Annotated in this window: 26 protein-coding genes; 15 read left to right on the top strand and 11 right to left on the bottom strand. The window is 65.7% G+C overall.

Features of this window, described 5'->3' with window-relative positions; all coding sequences use genetic code 11:
- Position 1: 1 nt before the first annotated feature.
- The 3 genes from PYV55_RS13515 (at position 2) to PYV55_RS13505 (ending at position 3,337) form a co-directional block, all read left to right on the top strand.
- Positions 2–1,219, top strand: coding sequence for an ABC transporter substrate-binding protein (locus PYV55_RS13515; RefSeq protein ID WP_275852127.1), 1,218 nt, complete (start codon positions 2–4; stop codon positions 1,217–1,219).
- 66 nt (positions 1,220–1,285) lie between these two features.
- Positions 1,286–2,518 (top strand): acyl-CoA dehydrogenase family protein, encoded by a 1,233-nt coding sequence (locus PYV55_RS13510; RefSeq protein WP_275852125.1) that lies wholly within the window; start codon positions 1,286–1,288, stop codon positions 2,516–2,518.
- Between the two features lie 39 nt (positions 2,519–2,557).
- Positions 2,558–3,337 carry an alpha/beta fold hydrolase gene (locus PYV55_RS13505; protein WP_275852123.1) on the top strand — a complete coding sequence of 260 codons (780 nt, stop codon included), beginning with the start codon at positions 2,558–2,560 and terminating at the stop codon, positions 3,335–3,337.
- 72 nt (positions 3,338–3,409) lie between these two features.
- Here PYV55_RS13505 and PYV55_RS13500 read toward each other — a convergent pair whose 3' ends face one another.
- Both PYV55_RS13500 and PYV55_RS13495 read right to left on the bottom strand, forming a co-directional pair.
- Positions 3,410–4,828, bottom strand: a complete 1,419-nt coding sequence (locus tag PYV55_RS13500; protein WP_275852121.1) for an MmgE/PrpD family protein — start codon at positions 4,826–4,828, stop codon at positions 3,410–3,412.
- 1 nt (position 4,829) lies between these two features.
- Positions 4,830–5,594, bottom strand: coding sequence for an enoyl-CoA hydratase-related protein (locus tag PYV55_RS13495; RefSeq protein ID WP_275852119.1), 765 nt, complete (start codon positions 5,592–5,594; stop codon positions 4,830–4,832).
- Positions 5,595–5,774: 180 nt separating this feature from the next.
- On the opposite strand from PYV55_RS13495, the gene PYV55_RS13490 reads away from it, so the two are divergent.
- From PYV55_RS13490 to PYV55_RS13475, 4 genes are all read left to right on the top strand, one after another.
- A complete protein-coding gene (locus PYV55_RS13490) occupies positions 5,775–7,031 on the top strand; it encodes a CaiB/BaiF CoA transferase family protein (protein WP_407066810.1) in 1,257 nt (418 codons plus the stop codon).
- 19 nt (positions 7,032–7,050) lie between these two features.
- Entirely contained in the window at positions 7,051–7,893 is an 843-nt protein-coding gene (locus tag PYV55_RS13485; protein WP_275852115.1) for a TauD/TfdA dioxygenase family protein, read from the top strand.
- A 153-nt stretch (positions 7,894–8,046) separates the two neighbouring features.
- Positions 8,047–8,913 (top strand): 3',5'-nucleoside bisphosphate phosphatase, encoded by an 867-nt coding sequence (locus tag PYV55_RS13480; protein ID WP_275852113.1) that lies wholly within the window; start codon positions 8,047–8,049, stop codon positions 8,911–8,913.
- A gap of 12 nt (positions 8,914–8,925) precedes the next feature.
- Positions 8,926–9,561, top strand: coding sequence for an L-threonylcarbamoyladenylate synthase (locus PYV55_RS13475; RefSeq protein ID WP_275852111.1), 636 nt, complete (start codon positions 8,926–8,928; stop codon positions 9,559–9,561).
- A gap of 69 nt (positions 9,562–9,630) precedes the next feature.
- On the opposite strand, the gene tal is transcribed toward PYV55_RS13475, so the two are convergent.
- Positions 9,631–10,581, bottom strand: coding sequence for a transaldolase (gene tal / locus PYV55_RS13470; protein WP_275852109.1), 951 nt, complete (start codon positions 10,579–10,581; stop codon positions 9,631–9,633).
- Between the two features lie 229 nt (positions 10,582–10,810).
- Here tal and PYV55_RS13465 point away from each other — a divergent pair, with 229 nt between their 5' ends.
- From PYV55_RS13465 to PYV55_RS13450, 4 genes are read left to right on the top strand one after another with little or no spacing between them, the layout of a single operon-like run.
- Positions 10,811–11,335 (top strand): gamma carbonic anhydrase family protein, encoded by a 525-nt coding sequence (locus tag PYV55_RS13465; protein ID WP_275852107.1) that lies wholly within the window; start codon positions 10,811–10,813, stop codon positions 11,333–11,335.
- Positions 11,336–11,391: 56 nt separating this feature from the next.
- Positions 11,392–12,399: an Hsp33 family molecular chaperone HslO gene (gene hslO / locus PYV55_RS13460; RefSeq protein ID WP_275852105.1), complete on the top strand. Its 1,008-nt coding sequence runs from the start codon at positions 11,392–11,394 to the stop codon at positions 12,397–12,399.
- A gap of 31 nt (positions 12,400–12,430) precedes the next feature.
- On the top strand, positions 12,431–13,609 hold the full coding sequence (locus PYV55_RS13455; protein WP_275852103.1) for a thiolase C-terminal domain-containing protein: 1,179 nt from the start codon (positions 12,431–12,433) through the stop codon (positions 13,607–13,609).
- A complete protein-coding gene (locus PYV55_RS13450; protein ID WP_275852100.1) occupies positions 13,606–14,022 on the top strand; it encodes a Zn-ribbon domain-containing OB-fold protein in 417 nt (138 codons plus the stop codon). Before PYV55_RS13455 ends, PYV55_RS13450 begins: the two co-directional genes overlap by 4 nt.
- A 57-nt stretch (positions 14,023–14,079) precedes the next feature.
- On the opposite strand, the gene PYV55_RS13445 is transcribed toward PYV55_RS13450, so the two are convergent.
- The gene (locus PYV55_RS13445; RefSeq protein ID WP_275852098.1) at positions 14,080–14,994 is read right to left on the bottom strand and encodes an SDR family oxidoreductase; all 915 of its coding nucleotides are present in this window, start codon (positions 14,992–14,994) and stop codon (positions 14,080–14,082) included.
- Between the two features lie 180 nt (positions 14,995–15,174).
- Between PYV55_RS13445 and PYV55_RS13440 the strand changes: the two genes are divergently transcribed.
- Positions 15,175–16,341 (top strand): thiolase domain-containing protein, encoded by a 1,167-nt coding sequence (locus tag PYV55_RS13440; protein ID WP_275852096.1) that lies wholly within the window; start codon positions 15,175–15,177, stop codon positions 16,339–16,341.
- A gap of 4 nt (positions 16,342–16,345) precedes the next feature.
- Positions 16,346–16,744: a Zn-ribbon domain-containing OB-fold protein gene (locus PYV55_RS13435; RefSeq protein ID WP_275852094.1), complete on the top strand. Its 399-nt coding sequence runs from the start codon at positions 16,346–16,348 to the stop codon at positions 16,742–16,744.
- Between the two features lie 69 nt (positions 16,745–16,813).
- On the opposite strand, the gene PYV55_RS13430 is transcribed toward PYV55_RS13435, so the two are convergent.
- From PYV55_RS13430 to PYV55_RS13400, 7 genes are all read right to left on the bottom strand, one after another.
- On the bottom strand, positions 16,814–17,092 hold the full coding sequence (locus PYV55_RS13430) for a septum formation initiator family protein (protein WP_275852092.1): 279 nt from the start codon (positions 17,090–17,092) through the stop codon (positions 16,814–16,816).
- Between the two features lie 44 nt (positions 17,093–17,136).
- Positions 17,137–18,423 (bottom strand): phosphopyruvate hydratase, encoded by a 1,287-nt coding sequence (gene eno, locus PYV55_RS13425; RefSeq protein WP_275852090.1) that lies wholly within the window; start codon positions 18,421–18,423, stop codon positions 17,137–17,139.
- A 97-nt stretch (positions 18,424–18,520) separates the two neighbouring features.
- The gene (locus PYV55_RS13420; RefSeq protein ID WP_275852087.1) at positions 18,521–18,811 is read right to left on the bottom strand and encodes a DUF1330 domain-containing protein; all 291 of its coding nucleotides are present in this window, start codon (positions 18,809–18,811) and stop codon (positions 18,521–18,523) included.
- A gap of 53 nt (positions 18,812–18,864) precedes the next feature.
- Positions 18,865–19,722, bottom strand: a complete 858-nt coding sequence (kdsA, locus tag PYV55_RS13415) for a 3-deoxy-8-phosphooctulonate synthase (RefSeq protein ID WP_275852085.1) — start codon at positions 19,720–19,722, stop codon at positions 18,865–18,867.
- Positions 19,723–19,741: 19 nt separating this feature from the next.
- Entirely contained in the window at positions 19,742–21,481 is a 1,740-nt protein-coding gene (locus PYV55_RS13410) for a CTP synthase (RefSeq protein ID WP_275852082.1), read from the bottom strand.
- A 105-nt stretch (positions 21,482–21,586) separates the two neighbouring features.
- Positions 21,587–22,609, bottom strand: a complete 1,023-nt coding sequence (locus PYV55_RS13405) for an NAD-dependent epimerase (protein ID WP_275852079.1) — start codon at positions 22,607–22,609, stop codon at positions 21,587–21,589.
- Complete coding sequence (locus tag PYV55_RS13400; RefSeq protein WP_275852077.1) at positions 22,606–24,168, bottom strand: ArnT family glycosyltransferase; 1,563 nt, start codon at positions 24,166–24,168, stop codon at positions 22,606–22,608. The genes PYV55_RS13405 and PYV55_RS13400 overlap by 4 nt, the downstream gene beginning before the upstream one ends.
- A 137-nt stretch (positions 24,169–24,305) precedes the next feature.
- On the opposite strand from PYV55_RS13400, the gene PYV55_RS13395 reads away from it, so the two are divergent.
- On the top strand, positions 24,306–25,352 hold the full coding sequence (locus PYV55_RS13395) for a glycosyltransferase family 2 protein (protein ID WP_275852075.1): 1,047 nt from the start codon (positions 24,306–24,308) through the stop codon (positions 25,350–25,352).
- Positions 25,349–26,314 (top strand): lysylphosphatidylglycerol synthase transmembrane domain-containing protein, encoded by a 966-nt coding sequence (locus PYV55_RS13390; RefSeq protein ID WP_275852073.1) that lies wholly within the window; start codon positions 25,349–25,351, stop codon positions 26,312–26,314. Before PYV55_RS13395 ends, PYV55_RS13390 begins: the two co-directional genes overlap by 4 nt.
- The last annotated feature ends 138 nt before the right edge of the window (positions 26,315–26,452 follow it).

Here is a 26,452-nt window from a genome sequence, read left to right as displayed (position 1 = left end):
CATGAAACGTTTGAAAGCCATCGCAGCACTTGCGGCCTCTGTTGCCACTGCAGCATTGCCCGCCCAGGCCCAAGGGATCTCGGGTGACGTGGTGAAGATCGCGGTGCTTAGTGATATGTCCGGCCCCTATGCCGACACGGCCGGACGTGGTTCGGTCGAGGCAACGAAGATGGCGGTCGAAGACTTTGGCGGCACGGTGGACGGCAAAAAAATCGAGGTGGTCTTTGCTGACCACCAAGGCAAGGCCGACGTGGGCGCGAGCCGCGCGCGCACCTGGTTCGACACCGAAGGTGTGGATGTTGTGGTGGATATGAACAACTCTGCGGTTGCCATGGCGGTCTACAACCTGGCCAAGGAGCGCAACAAGCTCATCCTCACTTCGGGTGGCGCATCAGATGCGCTGACCAGCGAGGCCTGTATTCCCACCGCCATTCACTACACCTACGACACCTACGCAATGGCCAGCGGCGTAGCGCATGCCATGCTGGAAAAAGGCAAGAAGGACTGGTACATCATGGCGGTGGACTATGCCTTTGGCAAAGCAGGGGCCGAGACCGTGACCAATATCGTCACCAAAGGCGGCGGCAAGATTGTGGGGCGCACTAACTTCCCGCTCAATGCCAGCGATTTTTCTTCCTTTGTGCTGCAGGCGCAGGAATCCAAGGCATCGGTCGTCACGATGGTGAGTGCAGGCAATGACACCATCAATGCGATCAAGTCGGCCAACCAGTTCGGGCTGATGAAGAAGCAGATCGTGGCGCCGCAGTTCATGTTCATCCAGGATGTGCACTCGCTCGGCCTCAAGACCGCCCAGGGCCTGACATTTGCCACAGCCTTCTACTGGGGCCGTACACCTGAGACGCGCGCTTTCTCGCAACGCTTTTTTGAGCGCATGGGCAAGAAAACCATGCCGTCCATGGTGCATGCAGGCACGTATTCGGCAGTCACCCAGTACCTGAAAGCGATAGCAGCCATCCATTCTGATGATGGCCTCGCTGTTGCCAAATACCTCAAGTCCAAAAAAATCGAAGATTTCTTCAGCCAGAACGGCCATGTACGCGAAGACGGTCGCATGGTGCACGACCTGTACCTGGCCCAGGTCAAGTCGTCCGAAGAGTCCAAGGGCCCATGGGATTACTACAAGATCCTTGCGACCATCCCCGGCGACAAGGCATTCCGCCCCATGGCCGATGGCAAATGCGCACTGGTGAAGAAGTAGGTGTCGACATGTTTGTCGCACACACATGGTTTCTGACAGGCTCCTAGTCACCCCAAGAGATATCCCATGGACTTTACGATCGACGCCGACACCCAGGCGATCGCCGAGGCGCTGCTGCGCTTCGTCGAGCGCGAAGTGCTCCCGCTCGAAGAGCAGCACCGCGAGCTGCTGGGCAGCGAGCGCACCATGTTCGACGCGCAGGGTCGCTATGTGCCCGAGGTGCTCGCACTGCGGCGCCAGGTGCGCATGCGCTCGGCCGAGCTGGGCTTTTACAACCTGTTTGGCGCCGAGTCGCTGGGCGGGGGCGGGCAGGGCGCGTTGGCGATGGCGCATATCCAGGAGGCGCTGAACCACCGCGTGGGCCCAGGGCACCCGCTCGTACAGACCGTGGTGATCTCCTCGCCATTCACCAACGGCCTGTCGCCGGTGCTGCGCTATTTGAAGCCCGAGATTTTTGCGCACTACGGCGCCGGCATTGCGAGCGGCGAAAAGACGCTGTGCTTCGGCCTGAGCGAGCCCGATGCGGGCTCGGACGTGTTCGGCATGAAGACGCGCGCGGTGCGCGACGGCGATGAATGGGTGATCACCGGCACCAAGCAGTGGATCACCAATTCGCCTTATGCCGACTACGCGATGGTGTTCGCGCTTACCGACCCCGAAGCTGCGGCGCGCCACAAGGGCGGCGTGACGGGCTTTTTCGTCGATACGCGCGCGCCGGGCTTTTCCGTGCCGCGCGTCATCAACACCATGGGGCATCAGGGCGGTGACACGGGCGTGATCGTGCTCGAGGGCGTGCGCGTGCGCGACGACCACCGGCTCGGCGAAGTCGGGCGCGGCCTCAATGTGGCCATGGACGGCGTCAACGCCGGCCGCATGGGCATGGCCGCGTCCTGCCTGGGGCTGGCGCGCTGGGCGCTCGACCAGGCGACCGAATACGCCAAGGTGCGCAAGACTTTCGGTGTGCCGATTGCCGAGCACCAGGCGGTCCAGTTCATGCTCGCCGAGAGCGCGATGGACATCTACGCGGCCAAGAATATGATCCAGAACTGCGCCTGGCGCCTCGATACGGGGCGCAATGCGACCGCGCAGGTCAGCATGGTCAAGGCTTTCTCGACCGAAATGCTTGGGCGCGTAATGGATCGCAGCATCCAGGTGCACGGCGGCATGGGCCTGACGAACGAGCTGCGGCTCGAAGAGGGCTACCGCTTCGCACGGGTGATGCGCATCCCCGACGGTACGGCGGAGATTCAGCGGCGCACCATTGCGCGCCAATTGCTCGGCGGGCACGTCGACTTGTAAATACCGGCATGCGGCCAGCAGGCTGCAAGGAGACGAAAAGTGAAAGACCATGAATTCATGGCAGGCGGCCATCGGCTTGCTGCAAGCACCTGGGGCGAGGTCGGTGGTGACCGGCCCACCATCGTGATGATGCACGGCGGGCTGGACTGCATCGCCACCTGGAAAGACCTGCCGCAGGTGATTGCCGAGGCCACGGGATGGCCGGTGCTGGCCTACGACCGCTACGGCTACGGCCGCTCCGAGCCGCTGGAGGGCGGGCGCGAGCCCAGCTACCGGCGCGAAGAGGCCGGGCCGGTGCTCGGCGAAGTGCTGCACCACTTCGGCATCGGCAAGGCGTTGATGTTCGGGCACAGCGACGGCGGCGCGATGTCGGTGCTTGCCGCGGCAGCGCATCCGGACGTGGTCTGCGGCGCCATGGGTTGCTCGCCCACCATCGCCATAGACCAGTTCATGGTCGATGCCATGGCGAACGCGCGGCGTGCCTACGAGCAGGAAGGCCTGCGCGAAAAGCTCGAGCGCTACCACGGCGCGGGCACCGACGCGATGTTCTGGGGCTGGTTCAACGCCTGGGCGAGCCAAAAGGCGCTCGAGTGGAACATGAGCGCTGAAATCACCGCGGTGCGCTGCCCGGTGTCGGCGCTGTTCGGCAACCAGGACGAATACGGCTGGCGTCCGAGCGCGCTGGCCTTGTTCGCGCAGGGCACCATGTCGCTCGAAGTGCTCGCGCTGGCAGGGCAGGGGCACCACCCGCAGCAGCGCGCACGCGGCGAGACGCTGGCGCAACTGCAGCGGCTGATTGCGCGCATCGAGCAGGCTTGAGCGGCATTGCCAAGCGTGCTGCGGTGCAGCGGGCAGTGCATGCCGGGGCGCTGGGCGAGGGATTGGCGAGGTTCAGTCCGCGCAGCACGAAGCGGGCGTGGCCAGCATGCCTGCGAGCGGCGAGAGGTCGCTCAGTTCGTCGAGTTGCGCCACCAGTGTGATCAGGCGCGCGCTTTGCGCGGCGCCGAACACCGGATCGACGAGGCGGTGGAACTTTTCCTCGAGGCGCTGTTGCTGCGCCTGCAGGTCGCTCGTGGGGCGGCCGCTGTCGTGCTGCTGGCGCAGCGTGGCGTCGTTGGCCGTGTGCACGATCACTTCGCTGAGCGTGAGGCCCGGGCATTCGGGCACGAGCTCGACCGTGATGCGCTGGCGCAGCGCGGCGACCTCGGGCTGGCCCACGGCCTCGTCGGCGTAGGCATCGAGGCCCGCCGTGTCCACGCCGGCCAGCGCCATAGCGACGGTGTGGCGCAGGCTGAATTTGGCTTCGAGGCCGGTGCGCGGCTCGGGGATGTTGCACACGCCTTCGCTGCTCGCGCCCACGCGCACCTGCACGTGGGCGATGTTGGCAGGCGTGAGCTGGTGCTGGGTGCGTAGCTGGCGCGCAGCCTCGATCGCGGCGTGCGTGCCGTAGCAGGCCGCGTGGAATTTGAACAGGTTGTGGTGCAGGTGCCAGCCGCCTGCGGGCGCGGCCAGCGCAATGTCCAGACTCGGTGTGCCGCCGTGCGTGGCGATCAGGCCTTGCGGGCATTCGAGCGCGTCGGGGCGGCTCGTGAAGCCGCGCGCGGCGAGCAGGGCCGCGTGCAGGCCGTCGGCGCTCGCGCGGCCCGCGTGCAAAGGCTTGCACATGGTGCCGAACATGGACTTCAGGCCCGCGGCCATGGTGCTCGCGATGCCCAGGGCCGTGGCCGTGTCGTCGGCGTCCAGGCCCAGCAGGTGCGCGCAGGCCGCGGCCGAGCCCAGCGTGCCCAGCGTGGCCGTGGTGTGAAAGCCGCGCGCGTATTGCGCGTCGCCGCTGGTGCGCCCTATGCGGCACATGGTTTCGTAACCGGCGACGAAGGCGGTGAGAAAGTCGCGCCCGCTTGCGCCGCGCGTCTCGGCCAATGCGAGCAGGGCCGGAATCAGCGCGACCGATGGGTGGCCCGTGCAGGCCATGTTGACGTCGTCGTAGTCGAGCGCATGTGAGGCCGCGCCGTTGATCAGCGCCGCCTGCCGGCTCGAGGTGGCAAGCGCGTGGCCGATTACCGTGGCCTGGGCGTGGCCGCCTTGCTCGCGCGCCTCTTCGGCGAGCATGTGCACCAGCGGCTCGCAGGCGCCCGCGAGCGCTACGCCGATCCAGTCGAGCAGGCATTGGCGCGCGAGCAGGCGCACCGGGGGCGGCAGATCGGTGTAGCGCAGCGCCGCGCAGCGTGCAGCGAGCGCGCGCGTGAGCCCGGGCACCAGGGCCGCGGGCGCTGTGGCAACGTCAGGGGCAGTGGCGGCGGGCGTACTCATGTCAGCGTCCTTTCCAGACGGGTTTGCGTTTTTCGCGGAACGAGCGCGGGCCTTCGAGCGCGTCTTCGCTCAGGTACACCGTGGCAAAAGCGTGGTTCGAGGCGCGCAGCGCCGCGGTGCGGCCCATTTCGGTCGAAAGGCGCACCATCTCCTTGGCCGCGCGCACCGTGAGCGGCGCGTTGGCCATGAGTTTTTGCGCAAGTTCGATCGCACCCTGCAGCGCCTGTCCCTTGGGCATCAGGCGGTTGACGTAGCCGAGTTCGTAGGCGCGCTGCCCACTCAAGGCGTCACCCGTCATCGCGACTTCCATGAGGATGCGCTGCGGCAGCATGTGGATTACGGGAGACGCCCAGGGCATGCCGCGGCCGACCTTGGCTTCGGTAATGGCGAACTTGGCGGTCTCGTCGGCCACGCACAGGTCGCACATCTGCGCGAGCAGCCAGCCGCCCGCGTAGGCGTAGCCATGCACGGCAGCGATCACGGGTTTGGTGACTTCGATGTTGTCACCGAGCACCGGCATGAAGCCCGGTGGCGGGATGCGCAGCTGCGTGTCGGCGGCTTCGACCAGGTCCATGCCGGCGCAAAAGTTTTCGCCAGCTCCTGAAAGAATAGCTACTTGCGCAGTCTCATCGGCCTCGAAGCGGTGCCAGATGTCGAAAAACCCCTTGCGTACCGCGTTGCTCAGGGCGTTGCGGCGCTCGGGCCGGTTGATGGTGATGAAGGCGATGCCGTCTTTGACTTCGTACAGAAGCTCATTGCTGCTCATGGGGGCTGTCTCCGTGCGGTGCTGGTTGGAAAAAGAGCAGACTATCAAACGATTGTTTGGTATTCTGACCCACTTTCGAAGTATAGAGGCAGGGCTGGGGCGTTCATCCGGGCGTCCGTACAAACCCATGCCGGGAAGTGCGGCACAAGGAGACCGAAAACAATGGCGGATATGGCAGAAATGCAGGCAAAAAGCGCCTCAGAAGCTCATCAAAAAGAAGCATCCACGACCGATGCGGCAAAAAACCGAGGCGGCTCCGGCCCGCTGGCAGGCGTGCGCGTGATCGATCTGAGCGCGGTGCTCATGGGCCCTTATGCGACACAAATCCTTGGTGATCACGGTGCCGACGTGGTCAAAATCGAATCGCCCGAGGGCGACTCCACGCGCGCGATCGGGCCGGCGCGCCATGCGGGCATGGGGCCGATGTTCTTGCACCTGAACCGCAACAAGCGCAGCGTGGTGCTGGACCTGAAGACGCCCGCGGGCAAGGCCGCGATGCGCCGGCTGCTCGAGACGGCGGACGTGTTCGTGCACAACCTGCGCCCGGCTTCAGTGGCGCGGCTTGGGCTCGACTACGACAGCGTCGCCGCGATCAACCCGCGCATCATCTGGTGCGGCGTCTATGGCTACGGCGAAGAGGGTCCCTACGCCGGGCGGCCGGCCTACGACGACCTGATCCAGGGTGCCGTGGGCGTGGCGGCGCTGCAAAAGCGCGCGGGCGCCGAGGTGCCGCGCTACGCGCCGCTCAACATCGCCGACCGCATGACCGGCCTGCACGCCACGCACAGCGTGGCCATGGCGCTCTTTGCACGCGAGCGTACGGGGCGCGGCTGCCGCATCGACATCCCCATGTTCGAGACCATGGTGGGCGTGGTGCTGTCCGACCACCTCTACGGCCGCAGCTTCGTGCCGCCCACGGGCGAGGCCGGCTACAGCCGCCTGTTGTCGCCGGGCCGCCGGCCCTACGAAACCAGCGACGGCTACCTGTGTGCCATGGTTTACAACGACGGCCAGTGGCAGCGCTTTTTGCGCGCGATCGGCCGCGCCGACCTGCTGGCCGACGCGCGCTTTGCGAGCCTGGCGAGCCGCACGCGCCATATCGACGAGGTCTATGGCTTTCTCGCGCAGACGCTGCGCACGCACAGCACCACGCATTGGCTCGATTTCTTTGCGCGCATCGACCTGCCTGCGGGGCCGGTCAACACCATAGAAGAACTGTTTGACGACCCGCACCTTGCGGCCGTGGGCTTTTTCCAGCAGGTCGAGCACCCGAGCGAAGGGCCCATGCTTACCTTCGGGACGGCCGCGCGCTGGGTGGGCTACGAGGTCGGCGCGCTCGCGCCGGCGCCGCGCCTGGGCGAGCACACCGAACAGGTGCTGCGCGAATGCGGCTTCGATCCGAGCCAGCTCAACCAACCCAACAACGAATCCAAGTAAGAAAGAAAAGGGGCAAACCATGGGCACTGCCAACTGGAAGGTCGAACGTATCGCCGGCGCCCTCGGGGCCGAGATTTTCGGCGTCGATCTGTCGCGCCCGCTCGATGCCGCCGAACGCGCCGCGCTGCGCGCGCTGTGGCTCGAGCATGGCGTCATTTTTTTCCGTGACCAGCCGCTGTCGAGCGCGCAATTCCTGGCCTTTGCCGAGGGTTGGGGCACGCCCGTCGAATACCCGTTCGTCAAGGGGCTCGCGGACTACCCCGTGATCATCGAGATCAAGAAGCTCGAACACGAAAAGGTCAACTTCGGCGGCGTGTGGCACAGCGACACGGCCTACCTCGAGCGCCCGCCCATGGCCACGCTGCTGCTCGCGCGCGAGGTGCCGCCCTACGGCGGCGACACCATGTTCGCGAACCAGTACCTCGCTTATGAAACCCTGTCCGAGGGCATGAAAAAGCTACTCGACGGGCTCGACGCCGTGAACACCTCGGCCAAGGCCGACGTCACGCGCACGCGCGAAGACCGGCTCGCCGAAGTCGGGCGCAGCGACGCCGCGAGCCAGTACGAGGCCACGCACCCCGTGGTGCGCACGCACCCCGAAACCGGGCGCAAGGCCTTGTACGTCAACTACGCGCATACGGCACGCTTTGCCGGCATGACCGAGGAAGAAAGCGCGCCGCTGCTGCAGTGGCTGTTCGCGCACCAGAAGAAGGAAGAATTCACCTGCCGCTTCCGCTGGCGCGTGGGCTCGCTCGCGCTGTGGGACAACCGCTGCACGCACCACTTCCCGGTCAACGACTACCACGGCTTTCGCCGCGTGCTGCACCGCATCACCCTGGCGGGGGACAAGCCGGGGCGCTGAAGCCAGCGGCAGGCGCAGCGGCGTCATATTTTTGGAACGATTTTGGCATTTTGACAAGGTACATCAAGCGCAAGCAGCTATTTTTATGAAAGCACCGGCGTACTGGGTAACCCCACTGCCATCGGTCTGCGTGCGCTCGCGTAAGATGCTTGCGTGACATCACCGTACCTGAACCCCGACCTGCATTCGCATTCCGTCGTCTCCGACGGCACCCTGACGCCCGAAGTGCTGGCGGCGCGGGCGCGCGCCAATGGCGTTGACCTCTGGGCCTTGACCGACCACGACGAGGTCGGCGGCCAGCACCGCGCCGCTGCCGCGGCGCGCGCGCAGGGCATGGCCTACCTTTGCGGCACCGAAATTTCCGTGAGCTTTGCGGGCGAGACGGTGCACATCGTCGGCCTGGGGTTCGATCCCGACGACGCGGCGCTGGCGCAGGGCCTGGCCGCCACGCGCGGCGGGCGCGAGCAGCGCGCGCGCGAGATGGCCGCGCAGCTTGCCGCGCACGGCATCGCAGGCGCATTCGAAGGCGCGCTGCGCTACGTGGGCAACCCGGACTTGATCTCGCGCACGCACTTTGCGCGCTTTCTCGTCGAAGCCGGCGTGTGCCGCGACACGCCCGAGGTGTTCCGCAAATACCTCATCGAAGGCAAGCCCGGCTACGTGCCGCACCGCTGGGCCGCGCTCGGCGACGCGGTGCGCTGGATCACTGGCGCGGGCGGCGTGGCTGTGATCGCGCACCCCGCGCGTTACCGCCTCACGGCGAACGAGGAGTACGCGCTGTTTTCCGAATTTCGTGCGCATGGCGGGCAGGCCGTGGAAGTGGTCACTGGCAGCCATACCTCGGCCGAATACGCAAGGTATGCAAGCATGGCGCAGGAGTTCGGCCTCGCAGCGTCGCGCGGCAGCGACTTCCATAGCCCCGAGGAATCCTCGTACGACCTCGGCTGCCTGCCGCGCCAGCCTGCAGGACTCGCTGCGGTGTGGGAATTGCTCGCAGCGCGCATCCAACATCCTGTTTGACACCGAGCCCGCATGGCCCAGTTCTTTGAAGTCCACCCCGACAACCCGCAGCCGCGCCTGCTGCGCCAGGCTGCGGCGCTGTTGCAGCAAGGCGGCGTGCTGGCAGTGCCCACCGATTCGAGCTACGCGCTCGTGTGCCAGCTCGACGACAAGCAGGCCGTGGAGCGCCTGCGCCGCGTGCGCCAGGTCGATGACAAACACCTGCTCACGCTGCTGTGCAGCGACCTTTCGCAGCTTGCGAACTACGCGCGCGTCGATAACCGGCAATATCGCTTGCTCAAGCTCGGCACGCCCGGGCCCTACACCTTCATCCTCGAAGCGTCCAAGGAAGTGCCGCGCCGCGTGAGCCACCCGCAGCGCAAGACCATAGGCCTGCGTGTGCCTGCGCGCAAAGGGCTGCAGATGCTGCTCGAGCTGCACGGCGCGCCGCTACTCGCCACCACCTTGATCCCGCCGGGCGAGAGCGCGCCGCTCAACGACGCACAGGACATCCGCGCGCGCTACGAGCATGCGATCGACGCCGTGGTCGAGGCCGGCCCCTGCCCCGCCGAGCCCACCACGGTGATAGACCTCGTGCCCATGGCCACAGGCAGCGAGCCCGTGGTGCTGCGCGAGGGCCGCGGCAGTCTCGCGGCGCTGGGGCTTTGAGCGTTTTTATAGCTCTTTTTGCCTGCAAACGCGCATGCAGCAAGCGCAAGCAGCTACGTTTTGAGTAGCTTACTGCGCGGCCAGAATCAGCTGCTCGAGCTTCAGCGTATCGGCGCAGAAGCTGCGGATGCCTTCGGCGAGCTTTTCCGTGGCCATGGCGTCCTCGGTGAGCGCCAAGCGAAAGCCCGGCTCGTCGTACTGCACGGGCGCGATGTCCAGCGCGCGTGCGGCTTCGGGGTCTAGCGCGCGCTGCAGTGGCGCCTCGCTCGCGGCGAGCTGCGCGAGCAGCTCGGGCGCAATCGTGAGCAGATCGCAACCCGCGAGCGCAATGATCTGCCCTACGTTGCGAAAGCTCGCGCCCATGACTTCGGTGGGAATGTCGAAGTGCTTGTAGTAGTTGTAGATTTCACGCACCGAGCGCACGCCAGGGTCGTTGGCGCCGGCCATCGCGGCCTCGTCCCACTGCGCGCCGGCCTGTTTTTTGTACCAGTCGTAGATGCGCCCGACGAAGGGCGAGATCAGCTGCACCTTGGCCTGCGCGCAGGCCACGGCCTGGCAGAACGAGAACAGCAGCGTGAGGTTGGTGTGGATGCCGCGGCGCTCGAGCTGCTCGGCCGCGCGAATGCCCTCCCAGGTCGAGGCGATCTTGATGAGCACGCGGTCTATGTGGATGCCTTCGGCCTGGTAGAGCTCGACGAGGCGCTCGGCGCGCGCCACCGTGGCGCTGGTGTCGAAGCTCAGGCGCGCATCGACCTCGGTGGAAACGCGCCCCGGGATGGTGGCCAGAATCTCGCAGCCAAAGCGCACGAGCAGGCGGTCGATCAGCGCGTCCATGGGCTGCCCGCGCCAGCGCGCCACCGTGGCCTGCAACAGCGGCGCGTATTCGGGTTTTTGCACCGCCTTGAGGATCAGCGAGGGATTGGTCGTGGCGTCCCGCGGCTGGTATTGCGCCAGCTGCTTGAAGTCGCCGGTGTCGGCGACCACGGTGGTGAACTGTTTGAGGGCTTCGAGCTGGTTCATGGCAAAACGAAAAAAAAAGCCGGCAGCGCAGGGGCAATGGGCGCGGTCAGCTATTCATTTTAGGTGCCGCGCACGTTGTGGCCGAATGTCGTGGCCGAATAGGTGTGCCCGAAGTGGCAATGTCTCCGGTGCGCAGGCGCGCCGCGCTGTGACCTCCCTACAATTGGCCTAGTCCTGGAGCCGCGCTACGGCGCGGGCGTTCACATGATTGGCATGAGGAGACATGAACATGGCAGTGTTTGAACTCGACGGCATGGTGCCGCAGCTGGCCGATTCGGCCTGGGTGGCCGAAAGTGCGCAGGTGATCGGCCGCGTGACGCTGGGCGCGCAGGCGAGCGTGTGGTGCGGCGCGGTGCTGCGCGGCGACGCCGACAGCATCACCATAGGCGCGGGCAGCAACATCCAGGACGCGAGCGTGCTGCATGCAGACACCGGCCAGCCGCTGGTCGTAGGCGAGCGCGTGACCGTGGGCCACATGGTCATGCTGCACGGCTGCACCATAGGCGACGAGTCGCTCATAGGCATAGGCGCTGTGGTGCTCAATGGCGCAAAAATCGGCAAGAACTGCCTCGTGGGCGCAGGCGCGCTCGTGACCGAGGGCAAGGAGTTTCCCGATGGCTCGATGATCCTCGGCAGCCCCGCCAAGGTGGTGCGCCAGCTCACGCCCGAGCAGATCGAGGGGTTGCGCCAGAGTGCGCAGCACTACATCGAGAATGCGCGCCGCTTCCAGCGCAGCCTGCACAAGCTGGCGTGAGCGGCTGGTGGTCACTTCCTTAGGTCCAGCTGAAGCTTCGAAAACGAAAGTTGCGCGTGTCCGAATTACACAAATTTCTGTTCGAAGGCCTGCCCGTGCGCGGCATGCTCGTGCGGCTGACCGATGCCTGGCGCGACATCCTGCAGCGCCGCGCGGCCAATTCCACCACCGGCCCCTATCCAGCGCCGGTGCGCGCCTTGCTCGGTGAAATGGCCGCGGCGGCGGTGCTGATGGAGTCGAACATCAAATTCAATGGCGCGCTGGTGCTGCAGGTGTTTGGCGACGGCCCGGTCAAGCTCGCCGTGGTGGAGGTGCAGCCCGACCTGAGCCTGCGCGCTACGGCCACGGTGCGTGGCACTGTGGCCGAGGACGCCACGCTGGGCCAGATGCTCAACGTCGAAGGCGGAGGGCGCTGCGCGATCACGCTGGACCCCAAGGACAAGTCGGCAGGGCAACAGCCTTACCAGGGCGTAGTGCCGCTCGAGGATGCGCGCTACCGCAGCTTTGCAAACATGTCGGACGTGCTCCAGCACTACATGCTGCAGTCCGAGCAGCTCGACACCGTGCTGGTGCTGGCCGCCAATGACGAACTTGCGGCCGGCCTGCTGATTCAGCGCATGCCAGCTGCGGGCGAGGGCAACCTGGCGCATCGCCGGGGTTCCGCGGAGCACGAAGACCAGAACGGTGTGAACGAAGACTACAACCGCATTGCGCACCTGGCCGCGAGCCTCACGCGCGAGGAACTGCTCTCGCTCGACGCCGACACCATCCTGCACCGCCTGTTCTGGGAAGAAAACCTGCTGCGCTTCGAGCCCTTGCAGGGCGCGCGCGGGCCACGTTTTGCCTGCAGCTGCAGCCGCGAGCGCGTGAGCGCCATGCTGCGCAGCCTGGGCGAGCCGGAGGCCGAAAGCATTCTGGCCGAGCGTGGCGAGGTCGAGGTGGGCTGTGAGTTCTGCGGCCAGCAGTACCGCTTCGACGCCGTCGATGTGGCGCAGATTTTTGCAGCCCCGCCCGACGTGCCGAATGCACCTTTTGCGCCCCCAGGGCCGCAGGGACTGCAGTAAAACCATTTGACCAAAACGAGAAGGAGACGGGATGAAACCCCAAACAGCCATCGTGGCGGTGTCCGAGATGAAGCCCGGGCGATACCCGCACTACAACGGCATGGAGATGTACCGCCAGGTGCTCGCGCAATTTCTGCGCGAATGGCCGCAATTGCGCCCGTCCGACATCCAGGGGCTGATGTCGGCACCGGCAGGCATGGCCTCGGCCGAGGGCGTCGATGTGTTCGCGCACGAAAAAATCGCTGAAGAGCTGGGCATAGAGCCTACCTTCAGCGAAACCATCAACGCGGGCGGCGCCACCTACGCGCTCATGCTGATCCGCGCGAGCCTGGCCATAGAGCGCGGCCTGTGCGATTCGGTGCTGTGCCTGGGTGCGGGGCGCTTTCCCAACGTCGGCAGCGGCATGGCCGAGACCCTGAGCAAGCTCATCAGCCACCCGGAATTCGAATATCCCTACGGCACTTACATCCCGCCGATTTTTGCGCTCAATGCCACGCGCCACATGCACGAATTCGGCACCACGCGCGAGCAGCTCGCGCAGGTGGCCGTGTCGCAGCGCGCCTGGTCGCTGCTGCACCCCGACGCACTGATGGCGCCGCAAGGCCCGCTGACCATAGACAAGGTGCTCTCCTCGCGCCCGATCGCCTACCCCTTCAACCTGCTCGACTGCTCGGTACCCTGCGAGGGTGGCTCGGCCGTGTTGCTCGTGTCCGCACGGCTTGCCACGCGCTACGCCCAGCAGCCCTGCTACCTGCTCGGCTACGGCGAAAAGCACACCCATTCGAGCATCAGCCAGGCGCACGACCTGACCACACTGGGCTCCAAGGAAACCGGCGCCAAGGCCTACCGCATGGCCGGCGTGGGCCCTGCCGACATGGACTTCGCGCAGCTCTACGACTCGTTCAGCATCAACCCCATCATCTACGCCGAAGACCTGGGCCTGTGCCCCAAAGGGCAGGGCGGGGCCTTTTTTGCCGGCGGGCGCACGGCGCCGGGCGGAGAGTTCCCGGTCAACACCTACGGTGGGTTGATGTCCTTCGGCCACGTGGGCGACGCCTCGGGCCAGACCATGATCGTCGAGGCTGCGCGCCAGATCATGGGCATCGCAGGGCCGCAGCGCCAGCTGGCCAAGGCCGACCTCGGCGTCGTGCACTGCTACGGCGGCATGATGGCCGAACACGCGACCCTCGTACTCGGGAGGCAGTCATGAACACGAACCACGCAAATCCCAAACCCATCCCTGAAATCAGCCCGCACAGCAAGCCCTACTGGGATGCGGCGCAGCGCGGCGAGCTCGTGTTCCAGCGCTGCCGCGGTACGGGCAAGCCTTTTTTGTATCCGCGGCCCTGGAGCCCGTTCGACTTTTCATCCGACCCCGTGTGGGAAAAGGCCAGCGGCCGCGGCACGGTATTCAGCTACACCGTGGTCTATCAGCCGCCGTATGAGGCGTTCCGCGACGACTGCCCGTTCGTGATGGCCATCATCGAGCTCGAAGAGGGGCCGCACCTCATGACCAACATCCTGCACTGCGATCCGCAGTCGGTCTATATCGGAATGCCCGTGAAGCTGTGCTTCGAGACGCGCGCGGGCGGCTTCAAGATTCCGCAGTTCGAACCGGCGTAAAGCATTGACAGACCTGGGGGCATTTCAGCCACCAGGTTTGCCCTGCAGAGTCTCGTTTTATTTGCTCGGACGCTGGAGTTCGCCGAACACGCGACGCATGACCTCGTTGGCCGACTCAAAGGGCTTGGCGCCGCGCATGTCGCAGATGCGTGCGTAGTGGTCGCGCACTTCTTCGGGCGTGGGCACCTGGCCCTTGCCCAGCAGCATGCCTTCGCCTTCCATGACTTGCACGCGCGCGTAGTAGCCCGCGCCCACTTCGACGATGTCCCCGGTGGCCTGGTTTTCGGGCGCACAGAACCACGCCACCATGGATGACACGTACTCGGGTTTGAGCCGTGGCTTGACGTCGGGGGCGATCAGGTCTTCGGTCATGCGCGTGAGCGCGATCGGCGCGACGGTGTTGACGCGGATGTCGTACTTGGCGCCCTCGTGCTTGAGCGCGTTCATGAGGCCCACGATGCCCAGCTTGGCCGCCGCATAGTTGGCCTGGCCGAAGTTGCCGAACAAGCCCGCGGCCGAGGTGGTCATCACGATGCGCCCGAAGTTGGCTTCTTTCATGTGCGGCCAGGCGGCCATGGTGCAGTAGGCCGAGCCAGCCAGGTGCACGGCCACGACGGCGTCGAAATCCTCGGGCGTCATTTTCAAAATGGTGCGGTCGCGCAGGATGCCGGCATTGTTCACGAGGATGTCCACGCGCCCCCACTGGTCGAGTGCGGCTTGCACCATGCGTTGGGCGCCTTCGGGGCTTGCGACCGAATCCGCATTGGCAATCGCGGTGCCGCCTGCAGCCTCGATTTCGGCGACCACGCGCTGCGCCGGTGTCAGCGAGCCGCCGCTGCCATCGACGGCGCCGCCGAGGTCGTTGACCACGACTTTGGCGCCGCGCGAGGCGAGCAGCAGCGCATGGCTGCGGCCCAGGCCCGAACCGGCGCCGGTGACGATGGCGACGCGGTTGTCGAAACGAATGTTCATGCTTGTCTCCGTGGTGTCGTTGCAGGGTAATGAAAGCGTATCGCGTGTTTTGCCTGGATTCGCCTCGGACTTGAGCGAGAACGAATGGTGCGATACTTGGGCCATCCGAACGTTTGTTAGGATAACAGGTTCATCGCTTCGATGTCCTTCCTTCCTTTTCCATTTTGATCAGTTTCCCCCATGAGCATCAAAAGACAAGCCTGTATCGTGGGCGCCTACGAGCACCCCACCCGCAAGGCGCCGGACAAGACCGTCGCCCAACTGCACGCCGAATCCGCGCGCGGCGCCCTCGAAGACGCGGGGCTCTCGCTGAGTGACGTCGATGGCTACTTCTGCGCCGGCGACGCGCCTGGCCTGGGCATGCTGAGCATGGTCGACTACATGGGCCTGCGCCCGCGCCACGTCGATTCGACCGAAACCGGCGGTTCCTCGTATATCGCGCACGTGGCCCATGCCACGCAGGCCATCATGGCGGGCAAGTGCAACGTCGCGCTGATCACGCTGGCGGGGCGGCCGCGTTCCGAGGCTTCGAGCGGCACGATACCGCGCAATTTCGGCCCGAACGTGCCCGAGTCGCCGTTCGAGGCGCCCTACGGGCCGGTCACGGTGAACCTGTACGCCATCGTTGCCCAGCGTCATATGTACGAATTCGGCACTACGGCGGAGCAACTCGCCTGGATCAAGGTGGCGGCTTCGCACCACGCGCAGCACAACCCCAACGCCATGCTGCGTGACGTGGTCAGCGTCGCGGACGTGGTGAATTCGCCCATGATCGCCGACCCGCTGCACAAGCTCGACTGCTGCGTGGTCAGCGATGGCGGTGGTGCGCTGATCGTCGCGCGGCCTGAAATCGCACGTTCGCTCAAGCGTCCCATCGTCAACGTGCTGGGTGCGGGCGAGGCGCCCAAGGGGTTCAACGGCGGCAAGGTCGATCTTTCCTACTCAGGTGCGGCCTGGTCGGGCCCGCGCGCGTTTGCCGAGGCGGGCGTGACGCCGGCCGACATCCAATACGCATCGATCTACGACAGCTTCACGATCACCGTGCTGATGCAGCTTGAAGACCTGGGGTTTTGCAAGAAAGGCGAGGGCGGCAAGTTCGTCGCCGATGGCAACCTGATCTCCGGCGTAGGCAAGCTGCCCTTCAATACCGACGGCGGCGGCTTGTGCAACAACCACCCGGCCAACCGCGGCGGCATCACCAAGGTGATCGAGGCCGTGCGCCAGTTGCGCGGCGAGGCGCACCCCGCGGTACAAGTGAAAAACTGCACGCTGGCGCTCGCGCAAGGCACCGGCGGCAGACTCGGCGCTTTGCACGGCAGCGCCACTTTGATTTTGGAAAGGGCCTGAAGCCATGACCACTGCAAGCACACGCACCATCCCTTCGCCCGAGATCTGGCCCGACAACAAGGAATTCTGGGCCGCTGCGCAGTCCGGCAAACTGCTCGTCAAACACTGCCGTGCCTGTAACCAGCCGCACTGGTATCCGCGCCCCCTGTGCCCGTTTTGTATGAGCGAGCAGACGGAGTGGAGGGAAGCCGCCGGCACCGGCACGATCTACACCTTCAGCATCAACCGCCGCGTCGGCCCCGTGCCCTACGTGATAGCCTACGTCACGCTCGATGAGGGCGTGAGCATGCTCACCAACATCGTCGATTGCGACTTCGAGGCCCTGCGCATCGGCGACCGCGTCAAGGTGGTGATGAAGCCGAGCGAAAACGGCACCATGGTGCCTATGTTCACGCCGGTGTAAGTCATCCAGCGAAAAAACGGGGCGCCGGTTTGTCCGAACCGGCGCCCCGCGTCGTTATGACGAGTGTTTTCAGCGCGGCGCGATCTGCACGTAAATTTCGTTGGGCTTGACCATGCCCAGCTCGCTGCGGGCCTTGTCTTCGACCATCTCCAACCCCTCCTTGAGGTCGTTGACCTCGGCCGTGAGCCGGTCGTTGGCCTGCTGGGCCTGGGCGTTCGCGGCTTTTTGTGCGGCGAGCTGCTGCTGTAGGCTGCGCACGTGCGCGACGCTGCCGCGTCCGAGCCAGAGCTGCGCGTGCAAAGCCACCAGCAAGGCCAGCAGCACGAAGGGAACGAAGCGCCCGCCCATGGTGGCTCAACGGCAGCGAATGCTGGCTCTGGCGCGGCGCGCTGTCAGCGCAGGTTGTAGAACGCCGCGCGGCCAGGGTAGTGGGCGACGTCGCCCAGGTCTTCCTCGATGCGCAGCAACTGGTTGTATTTGGCCATGCGGTCGCTGCGGCTCAGCGAGCCGGTTTTGATTTGGCCCGCGTTGGTGCCCACGGCGATGTCGGCGATGGTGGCGTCCTCGGTCTCGCCCGAGCGGTGGCTGATGACGGCGGTGTAGCCCGCGCGCTTGGCCATTTCGATGGCCTGGAAGGTTTCGGTCAGCGTGCCGATCTGGTTGATCTTGATGAGGATGGAGTTGGCGATGCCCTTGTCGATGCCCTCTTTGAGGATTTTGGTGTTGGTGACGAACAGGTCGTCGCCCACGAGCTGTACGTTCTTGCCCAGGCGCTCGGTCAGGTGCTTCCAGCCGTCCCAGTCGCCCTCGGCCATGCCGTCCTCGATGCTGATGATGGGGTACTTGTCGCACCAGCTCGCGAGCATGTCGGTCCACTGCGCGGCCGCGAGCTGCAGGCCGCCTTCGCCCGCGAGCACGTACTTGCCGTCGCGGTAAAACTCGCTCGCCGCGCAGTCCAGGCCCAGCGCGATCTGCTCGCCCGCGCTGTAGCCCGCGGCGTCGATCGCCTGCAGGATGAGCTGGATCGCGGCCTCGTGGTTGGCCACGCTGGGGGCAAAGCCGCCCTCGTCGCCCACGGCCGTGCTCATGCCTTTGTCGTTGATGATTTTCTTGAGCGCGTGAAACACCTCGGCGCCCCAGCGCAGCGCTTCGCGAAAGCTCGGTGCGCCCACGGGGATGAGCATGAACTCCTGCAGGTCGAGGCTGTTGTTGGCGTGTGCGCCGCCGTTGATCACGTTCATCATGGGCACGGGCAGCTGCATGCTGCCCATGCCGCCAAAGTAGCGGTACAGCGGCAGGCCCGATTCTTCGGCGGCCGCGCGCGCCACGGCCATGGAGACGGCCAGCATGGCGTTGGCGCCCAGGCGCGCTTTGTTGTCGGTGCCGTCGAGGTCGATCAGCGTGCGGTCGAGGAAGGCCTGCTCGCTCGCGTCCAGGCCCAGCACGGCTTCGGAGATTTCGGTGTTGACGTGTTCGACGGCCTTGAGCACGCCCTTGCCCAGGTAGCGGCTTTTGTCGCCGTCGCGCAGTTCGATGGCTTCGCGGCTGCCCGTGGAGGCGCCCGAGGGCACGGCGGCGCGGCCCATTACGCCCGACTCGAGCAGGACGTCGCACTCGACGGTGGGGTTGCCGCGGCTGTCGAGGATTTCACGGCCGACGATGTCAACGATGGCGCTCATGGGGCTTTTTCCTTTGCAATGGTTTATAAGCGAAATAGGGCTCTAGCTCTTGTACAGTCTGCACAAGCAGCTATCAAAAAGTGATTTTTGGCTGGGCTCACACGCCTTCGACGGCCAGCAGGCGCATGACGGCAGCGCCCTCGCGTGCGGCGCGGGCCTTGCGGTATTCGGGCGAGTCATAAAAGGCGCGTGCGGCTTCCACGCTGGGGAACTTCAAGACCACGATGCGTCCGGGATCAAAGTCGCCTTCGAGCACCTCGGCCTTGCCGCCGCGCACGCACACTTCGGCGCCGTGCACGCGCATGGCTTCGGTGCTGAGTTTGCGGTATTCGTCGTACTGCGCCGGGTTGGTGACGGTGACCGAGGCGATGACGTAGGCACTGCTCATTTTTTGTCTCCACGAGGTTGAGGTTGCGAATGGACCCTTTTACGACGCTGGGTTCACGGGCGAAAAACGTCTTCGAGAAAGCCCTGGCGCTTGGTGACCTGGTCGAGCGCGACCAGGGTTTCGAGCAGGGCGCGCATGTGCTCGAGCGGCACGGCGTTCGGGCCGTCCGAGAGCGCTTGCGCGGGGTTGGGGTGCGTTTCCATGAACAAACCCGCCACGCCCACGGCCACGGCCGCGCGTGCAAGCACGGGCACGAACTCGCGCTGGCCGCCGCTGCTCGTGCCCTGGCCGCCAGGCAGTTGCACGCTGTGTGTGGCGTCGAACACCACGGGCGCGCCGGTCTCGCGCAGGATGGCGAGCGCGCGCATGTCGCTCACGAGGTTGTTGTAGCCAAAGCTCACGCCGCGCTCGCACGCGAGAAAGAGATCCTCCGACAGGCCCGCCTCGCGGGCAGCCGCGCGCGCCTTGTCGATCACGTTCTTCATGTCGTGTGGCGCGAGAAACTGGCCTTTTTTGATGTTCACGGGCTTGCCCGACTGCGCCACGGCGCGGATGAAGTCGGTCTGGCGGCACAAAAAGGCCGGTGTTTGCAGCACATCGACCACTGCGGCCACGGCGGGTACCTCGGCCTCGGTGTGCACGTCGGTGAGGACGGGCACGCCGACCTCGCGGCGCACCTTGGCCAAAATCTCCAGCCCGCGTTCCATGCCCGGGCCGCGAAAGCTCGTGCCGCTCGAACGGTTGGCCTTGTCGTAGCTGCTCTTGAAGATGAAAGGGATGCCCAGCGCCGCGGTGATTTCCTTGAGCTGCCCGGCCACGTCCATCTGCAGCTGCTCGGACTCGACCACGCAGGGGCCGGCGATGAGGAAAAACGGCTGTTGGAGCCCGACGTCGAAACCGCACAGTTGCATGGGGTCTTCCTTCGTGGTCTCAGGCGGTGGTGGCGGGAGAAGCCGCCGTCGCAAGGGCTGCGGCTTGGACGGGCACGGCTGCGGCACCGATTTGCGCCGCAGCAGCATTCCCGAGCCGCCGCGTGCGCTGCTGCACCGCGGCCTGGATGAAGGCGTTGAACAGCGGATGCCCGGCCCAGGGCGTGCTCTTGAATTCGGGGTGGAACTGCACGCCGATGAACCAGGGGTGCATGCTCTGCGGCAGCTCGATGATCTCGGTCAGGTGCTCGCGCTGGGTGTAGGCCGAGATCACCAGCCCGGCTTCGCGCAAGCGCTCGAGGTAGTGGACGTTGGCTTCGTAGCGGTGGCGGTGGCGCTCGGTCACCACGTCGCCGTAAATCTGGTGTGCGAGCGTGCCGGGCAGCACGTCGGCACTTTGCGCGCCCAGGCGCATGGTGCCGCCGAGGTCGGAGTGTTCGTCGCGCTTTTGGATGCTGCCGTCGGCGTTTTTCCACTCGGTGATGAGCGCGATCACGGGGTGCGGCGTGTGCGGGTCGAACTCGGTGCTGTTGGCGCCTTCGAGGCTGGCCACGTGGCGCGCGTATTCGATCGTCGCCACTTGCATGCCCAAGCAGATGCCCAAGTAAGGGATGCGCTGCTCGCGTGCGAACTGGGCTGTGCGGATCTTGCCTTCGACGCCGCGCTGGCCAAAGCCGCCGGGCACGAGGATGGCGTCGTAGCCGGCAAGCTGCGGCACCGTTTCGGCGTCCATGGTTTCGGAGTCGATGTGCACGATGTTGACGCGCACGTGGTTGCGCATGCCCGCGTGGCGCAGTGCTTCGTTGACCGACTTGTAGCTGTCGGAAAGATCCACGTACTTGCCCACCATGGCGATGGTGACCTCGCCTTGCGGGTGCTCGGTTTCGTAGACGAGCGCGTCCCAGCGCTGGAGCTTGGCGGGCGGGGTGTTGAGGCGCAGCTTGTCGCAGATCAGGCCGTCCAGCCCCTGCTCGTGCAGCATGCGCGGCACCTTGTAGATGGTGTCCACGTCCCACATGCTGATCACGCCCCATTCGGGTACGTTGGTGAAGAGCGAGATCTTGGCGCGCTCCTCGTCGGGGATGCGGCGGTCGGCGCGGCACAGCAGCGCGTCGGGCTGGATGCCGATTTCGCGCAGTTTTTGCACGGTGTGCTGCGTGGGCTTGGTCTTGAGCTCGCCCGCCGCGGCGATCCAGGGCACGTAGGTCAGGTGCACGAAGGCGGCGTTGTTGGGCCCCAGGCGCAGGCTCATCTGGCGCACGGCTTCGAGGAAGGGCAGCGATTCGATGTCGCCCACGGTGCCGCCGATCTCGACGATGGCCACATCGACGGCATCTTCGCCGCCCCCGCCGGCGCCGCGCTGGATGAATTCCTGGATTTCGTTCGTGACGTGCGGGATCACCTGCACCGTCTTGCCCAGGTAGTCGCCCCGGCGCTCTTTTTCGAGCACGGACTGGTAGATGCGGCCCGTGGTGAAATTGTTGGCGCGCCGCATGCGCGTTTCGATGAAGCGTTCGTAGTGGCCCAGGTCGAGGTCGGTTTCGGCGCCGTCGTCGGTGACGAAGACCTCGCCATGCTGGAACGGGCTCATGGTGCCCGGATCGACGTTGATGTAAGGGTCGAGCTTGATGAGGGTGACTTTGAGACCCCGCGATTCGAGGATCGCGGCAAGGGAGGCAGAGGCGATTCCCTTGCCCAGGGAAGACACCACACCGCCGGTGACGAAGACGAATTTGGTCATGTCGTTTTGTGGTGGTGGGAAACGGAAATTATAGGGGGCGGCTTTTGGTGGGGGCTTGCTTGTTTGCGCTTTTTGGCCGCATTGGCGGCGCGTATGACGGCATTTTTACTGCGCGCCGAAAAATCCACGGTACCAGTCCACAAAGCGTCGCACGCCTTCGCCGACGCTGGTTGCCGGGGCAAAGTTAACCCATGCTTGTAGCGCCCGCGTGTCCGCCGCGGTGCTTTGCATGTCCCCTGGCTGGCGCGGCAGCATGCGTTTTTTGGCCGTGATACCGAGTGCAGATTCGAGTGCTGCGATGTAGTCCAGCAAGACCGTGGGGGTGCTGTTGCCGATGTTGAAGATGCGGTAGGGCGCGGAGCTGGTGGCGGGGTTTGGGTGCAGCGGGTCGAAGTGCGCATCAGCAGTGGCTGGCTTGTCGAGTACGCGCAGCACGCCTTCGACGATGTCGTCGATGTAGGTGAAATCGCGCACCAGTTGACCATTGCCATACACGTCTATGGTTTCGCCCGCGAGCATGGCGCGTGTGAACTTGAACAAGGCCATGTCAGGCCGGCCCCAGGGGCCATACACGGTGAAAAAGCGCAGTCCGGTCACGGGGATGCTGTAAAGGTGCGCATACGTGTGCGCCATGAGCTCGTTGGCCTTTTTGGTCGCGGCGTAGTAGCTGATGGGATGGTCCACCGCGTCGCTTTCGGCAAAAGGCATCTTGGCGTTGCTGCCATAGACGCTGGAGCTGCTGGCATAGACCAGGTGCTGGACTTGGTGCCTGCGGCAGCATTGCAGGAGGTTGGCAAAGCCGAGCAGGTTGGCGTCGGTGTAATCGTCCGGGTGCTCGATCGAGTAGCGCACCCCCGCCTGGGCGGCCAGGTGCAGGACGCGCTGCGGACGCACCTCGTCGAACAGGGCAGCGAGCCCCTGGCGGTCGGCCAGGTCCAGCTTGACGAAGCGAAAGCCCGGATAGGGCTGCAGTTGCGCAAGCCGGGCCTGCTTGAGCGCCACGTCGTAATAACTGTTGAGATTGTCCAGCCCGACCACAGGGCAACCGCGCTCGAGCAGGCGCAGCGCGCAGTGCATGCCGATGAAGCCGGCGCAGCCGGTGACGAGAACAGGGCTAACAGGGCTCATGGTGCGATGGGGGCCGGCAGCCATGCATATTCATAGCGCAGGGGCGGCGTGTTGCGGGGCATTTTGTCCAAGGGAAGATCGAGCGCATGCACCGCTGCGGCCGGCAGCACGGCAAAGACGCCATCCCACCAGGATGCAGGAGCGCGGTCGCGGCGCGCCACCAGCAGCAGGCCCACGCCCGCCGCATGGGCACGCGCATGCGCGGTGCGGATGCAGTCTGCTTGCGAAGGATCGGGCCCCGCGCAGGCGATGGCAAAGCTTTGCGGAAAGCGCGAATGCAACATGGCCGCGATCATGTGGTCGGAGCCGACGATGACGCCGCGGCCGTCGTAGCCGGCACGTGCAAGCTGCGCGGCGAGCTCGGGCACGGGGTGGTTGAGTTCGTCGGCATCGCCACGCCAGCCGGCGATCCAGGGGCGTGCCGTGGCCAGCACCAGAAACAAGAGGGCTACACCGACCACGGCGGTGGTATAGCCGCGACCGGCAGCGGGCGCTAGACATACAGGGCGCCAGACATACAGGGCCAATGGGGCGATCGACAGCAGCGGCAGCACCCAACGCTGCTTGAAATGGCTCACGCCTCCCAGCAGCACCATGCCCGTGAGGGCCAGGCACACGATGAGCAGATAGCGGCCGAGCAGTGGCCAGGCCCAAGAGCGCCAGACAGGGGCATCGATGGCAGCGTGGACGGTGGCGCCGACGGGGTAGCGGCCTGGGCCGGAGCCCCACAACCGGCCACCGTAGCTCAGCAGCACCGCCAGCAGCCACAGGCCCAGTGTCGAGAGCACCGCCAGCCCCAGACTGGCCAAGCCTTGCAACCACGTTCTTTGCGCCGAGATGTCCATCTTCTGCAGCGTTTCCGCGGTGGCCTGGTGCCAGTGCGAGAGCAGCCAATAGCCGTGGGGCGCAAAAATCAGCAGCCCGACGAGCGGCGCCCACCACCATCCGGGGGCCAGCACAGCGCGCCGCGCCTGCGCCACGGTGAGGGCGGCAAGCAGCAAGGCCGCAAGGAACAATGCAAAACTGTATTTGGACAGCATCCCTAAGCCGCAAAACAGCCCGAGCCAGGCAAAATTCGCTGCTTTGGGTGTGCGAATCTGGCGCAGCACCGCCCACCAGGCGCCAAAACCCATGGCCGTGACCAGCACGCTGTGGGTCTGGTCACGCAGCGCGTGCCAGCCGAACGGCAGCATCAGCACCAACGCCCCAGCAACGCGCCAGGCGCCCGGTGGCTCGAGCAGGGTGCGCGCCGCGAGCCAGGCCAGCACGTAGCTCAGCGCGATCAGCACCTGTTTGACGAGCGCCAGCGCGAGCACGCTCGGCCCCAGCAGTTGGCACACAACCCATTGCATCCAGGTGTAGAGCGGCGGCTGCGGCCCATAACCCAAGGCAAACTGCTGCGCCCACAGAATCTGCTCCGATTCGTCCCACTTCATGCCCGGTGAAATCGCCACGCGGGAGACCACGTGCGCTACGGTCAGCAGCGCGAGCCAGACAAGCGGATGCTCATACAGGCGGGCGTGCCAGTCACGGGAGGACGGTGTGTGTGCGGACGTCATGAAGAAAAGCTGCGGGCGTCGGCAGAACAGGTGTCTGCACGGGTGCGCCAGACAGGCATGGGGAGATGGGGTTTGTTGCCAGGACGCAGCGCTGGGGCAACGGGGTAGTATAGGCGGCTGCCATTTACCTTTGGAACATGCTCTCCGTGACTGCGCCTGATCCCGACGTCTCCATCGTCGTCCCCATATACAACGAATTCGACAACCTGCCCGAGCTGGTCGAGCGCATCGACGCCGCCATGCGCACGCAGCCACTCAGCTACGAGCTGATCGCGGTGGACGATGGCTCGAGCGACGGCAGCGCCCAGCGTTTGCGCGAGCTCGCCGAGACCCGGCCATGGCTGCGGGCCGTGTGTCTGGTGCGCAACTACGGCCAGTCGAGTGCACTGCAGGCGGGCTTCGACCGCGTGCGCGGCCGCTACGTCGTGACCCTGGACGCAGACCTGCAAAACGAACCCGGCGACATCCCGCTGCTGCTCGCGCGGCTCGAAGCCGACCCCTCGGTGGACATGATTTCCGGCTGGCGCAAGAACCGCCAGGACAAAGCCTTGTCGCGGCGCCTGCCGTCGGTGCTGGCCAACCGGCTGATCTCGCGCGCGACCCAGGTGCAGCTGCACGACTACGGCTGCGCCCTCAAAGCCTACCGCCGCCCCATCATCGACCGCATCCGGCTCTATGGCGAGCTGCACCGCTTTATTCCCTCGCTCGCGCGCGATGCGGGTGCGCGCATCGCGGAGGTGCCCGTGCGCCACCATGCGCGCACGCGCGGCGTCTCCAAGTACGGCATAGACCGCACGTTTCGCGTCATCCTCGACCTGATCTTCATGGTGTTTTTCATGCGCTTTCGCCAGCGGCCCTTGCATGCCTTCGGTGGCCTGGGCCTGTGGCTGGCCGTGCCTGGCATGCTGATGCTGGCCTGGCTGCTGGTGCAAAAGCTCCTGGGCGCGGACATTGGCGGGCGGCCCTTGCTGCTCGCGGGCGTGCTGCTGGTGCTCATGGGCATGCAATTCATCGCCGTGGGGCTCGTGGGCGAGTTGCTCACGCGCATCTATTACGAGTCGGGCGGCGGGCAGCAATACCACGCGCATGAGTACGGGGCCTGGGCGCAAGCGCAAGCACCGCAAGGCGCCCATGGCCAAGCCCCGGTTCCGCAACCGGTGGTGCGCGCGGCAGCCTCGACGTGAACCGTTTGCGCAAAGCCTGGCTCAAGGGCCTGGTCGGCCTCGCGCTGCTCGCGGCAGTGGCCTACCTGGCGGACCCGGCGGCCTTGCTCGGGCGGCTGCGCGAGGCCGATGGGCGCTGGCTGCTGCTTGGCCTTGTGGCGGCGTTCGCTTCCAATGTTGTCTCAGCCTGGCGCTGGCACGCGCTGTCGCAGTGGCTGGGCCTGCCCATGCGCCGGACGGACGCGCTGCGCTGGTATTTTCAAGCCATAGGGCTGAACGTGCTGCTGCCAGGTGCGGTGGTCGGGGGTGATGTCTATCGCGCGGTAGCGGCTTTCGGTGTGCTGCAAGCAGCTACCGCGCCCCTGCCGGCGACCAAAGCCGCCGCATCCTTGTCGGTGTTGCTCGATCGTTTGAGCGGCGTGTGGATGCTGTGCGCGCTCGGCGCCCTGGGCGCGGCGGCTTCGGCACCTGCCCTGGCGCCGGCGCTGCATGCCAGCCCGTTGTTTTTGCTCGCGGCGGCCGTGCTGGGGGCGTTGCTCTTGCTCGCGTTCCCGTGGGCGTTGCTGCTGTGGCTGCGCGCAAAGCGGCCCAACAGCACCACTGCCTGGCTGGCACCATTGATGCAAGCCGCCGTACGCCCCGACGCGGGGCGCCAATGGCTGTTGCAGGCGCTGGCCTCGGCCATGGTGCAGGTTTTGTCTGTGACCGCGCTGGCTGTGGGGGGGCTGGCTTTGGGTGTGCACTTGCCGGCCGCGGCCTGGGCCTTTGCCATGGCGCCGATTTTTTTGCTGGCGGCCTTGCCCGTCAGCATAGGCGGCTGGGGCACGCGCGAGGCCGCGAGCATCGCAGCGTTGGCGCCGTTCGGAGTGCCTGCCGCGGCCGCTGTGGGCGTGGCCCTGGTCTATGGCGCGTATGCGCTGGTGCAAGGGGCCGTGGGCGCCTTGGCTTTCGGTGTCAACCCAAAAAGAAACGTCCCTTTCTGAGCCCAATACAAATGTTCCCTTGGCCTATGGGCACGCGGGTTGAGCACTCACCCTCCCCGTGCTCGCAGGTCAGGGAAACATTTCTATTTGGTTCAGAAGGGGGCATTTCTACTTTGCATTGACAGCTGTGGCGCTGGA

The sequence above is a fragment of the Extensimonas soli genome, from assembly GCF_029211265.1.
Lineage (GTDB): Bacteria > Pseudomonadota > Gammaproteobacteria > Burkholderiales > Burkholderiaceae_C > Extensimonas > Extensimonas soli.
Note: the sequence above shows the minus strand (reverse complement) of the source record. Positions and strands in the feature narration are given on the sequence as shown.

Coding starts and splice junctions, on each gene's coding strand:
- PYV55_RS13515 (WP_275852127.1), top strand. CDS start 2: ATGAAACGTTTGAAAGCCATCGCAGCACTTGCGGCCTCTGTTGCCACT.
- PYV55_RS13510 (WP_275852125.1), top strand. CDS start 1,286: ATGGACTTTACGATCGACGCCGACACCCAGGCGATCGCCGAGGCGCTG.
- PYV55_RS13500 (WP_275852121.1), bottom strand. CDS start 4,828: ATGAGTACGCCCGCCGCCACTGCCCCTGACGTTGCCACAGCGCCCGCG.
- PYV55_RS13495 (WP_275852119.1), bottom strand. CDS start 5,594: ATGAGCAGCAATGAGCTTCTGTACGAAGTCAAAGACGGCATCGCCTTC.
- PYV55_RS13490 (WP_407066810.1), top strand. CDS start 5,775: ATGCAGGCAAAAAGCGCCTCAGAAGCTCATCAAAAAGAAGCATCCACG.
- PYV55_RS13485 (WP_275852115.1), top strand. CDS start 7,051: ATGGGCACTGCCAACTGGAAGGTCGAACGTATCGCCGGCGCCCTCGGG.
- PYV55_RS13475 (WP_275852111.1), top strand. CDS start 8,926: ATGGCCCAGTTCTTTGAAGTCCACCCCGACAACCCGCAGCCGCGCCTG.
- tal (WP_275852109.1), bottom strand. CDS start 10,581: ATGAACCAGCTCGAAGCCCTCAAACAGTTCACCACCGTGGTCGCCGAC.
- PYV55_RS13465 (WP_275852107.1), top strand. CDS start 10,811: ATGGCAGTGTTTGAACTCGACGGCATGGTGCCGCAGCTGGCCGATTCG.
- PYV55_RS13455 (WP_275852103.1), top strand. CDS start 12,431: ATGAAACCCCAAACAGCCATCGTGGCGGTGTCCGAGATGAAGCCCGGG.
- PYV55_RS13450 (WP_275852100.1), top strand. CDS start 13,606: ATGAACACGAACCACGCAAATCCCAAACCCATCCCTGAAATCAGCCCG.
- PYV55_RS13445 (WP_275852098.1), bottom strand. CDS start 14,994: ATGAACATTCGTTTCGACAACCGCGTCGCCATCGTCACCGGCGCCGGT.
- PYV55_RS13440 (WP_275852096.1), top strand. CDS start 15,175: ATGAGCATCAAAAGACAAGCCTGTATCGTGGGCGCCTACGAGCACCCC.
- PYV55_RS13435 (WP_275852094.1), top strand. CDS start 16,346: ATGACCACTGCAAGCACACGCACCATCCCTTCGCCCGAGATCTGGCCC.
- PYV55_RS13430 (WP_275852092.1), bottom strand. CDS start 17,092: ATGGGCGGGCGCTTCGTTCCCTTCGTGCTGCTGGCCTTGCTGGTGGCT.
- eno (WP_275852090.1), bottom strand. CDS start 18,423: ATGAGCGCCATCGTTGACATCGTCGGCCGTGAAATCCTCGACAGCCGC.
- PYV55_RS13420 (WP_275852087.1), bottom strand. CDS start 18,811: ATGAGCAGTGCCTACGTCATCGCCTCGGTCACCGTCACCAACCCGGCG.
- kdsA (WP_275852085.1), bottom strand. CDS start 19,722: ATGCAACTGTGCGGTTTCGACGTCGGGCTCCAACAGCCGTTTTTCCTC.
- PYV55_RS13410 (WP_275852082.1), bottom strand. CDS start 21,481: ATGACCAAATTCGTCTTCGTCACCGGCGGTGTGGTGTCTTCCCTGGGC.
- PYV55_RS13405 (WP_275852079.1), bottom strand. CDS start 22,609: ATGAGCCCTGTTAGCCCTGTTCTCGTCACCGGCTGCGCCGGCTTCATC.
- PYV55_RS13400 (WP_275852077.1), bottom strand. CDS start 24,168: ATGACGTCCGCACACACACCGTCCTCCCGTGACTGGCACGCCCGCCTG.
- PYV55_RS13395 (WP_275852075.1), top strand. CDS start 24,306: ATGCTCTCCGTGACTGCGCCTGATCCCGACGTCTCCATCGTCGTCCCC.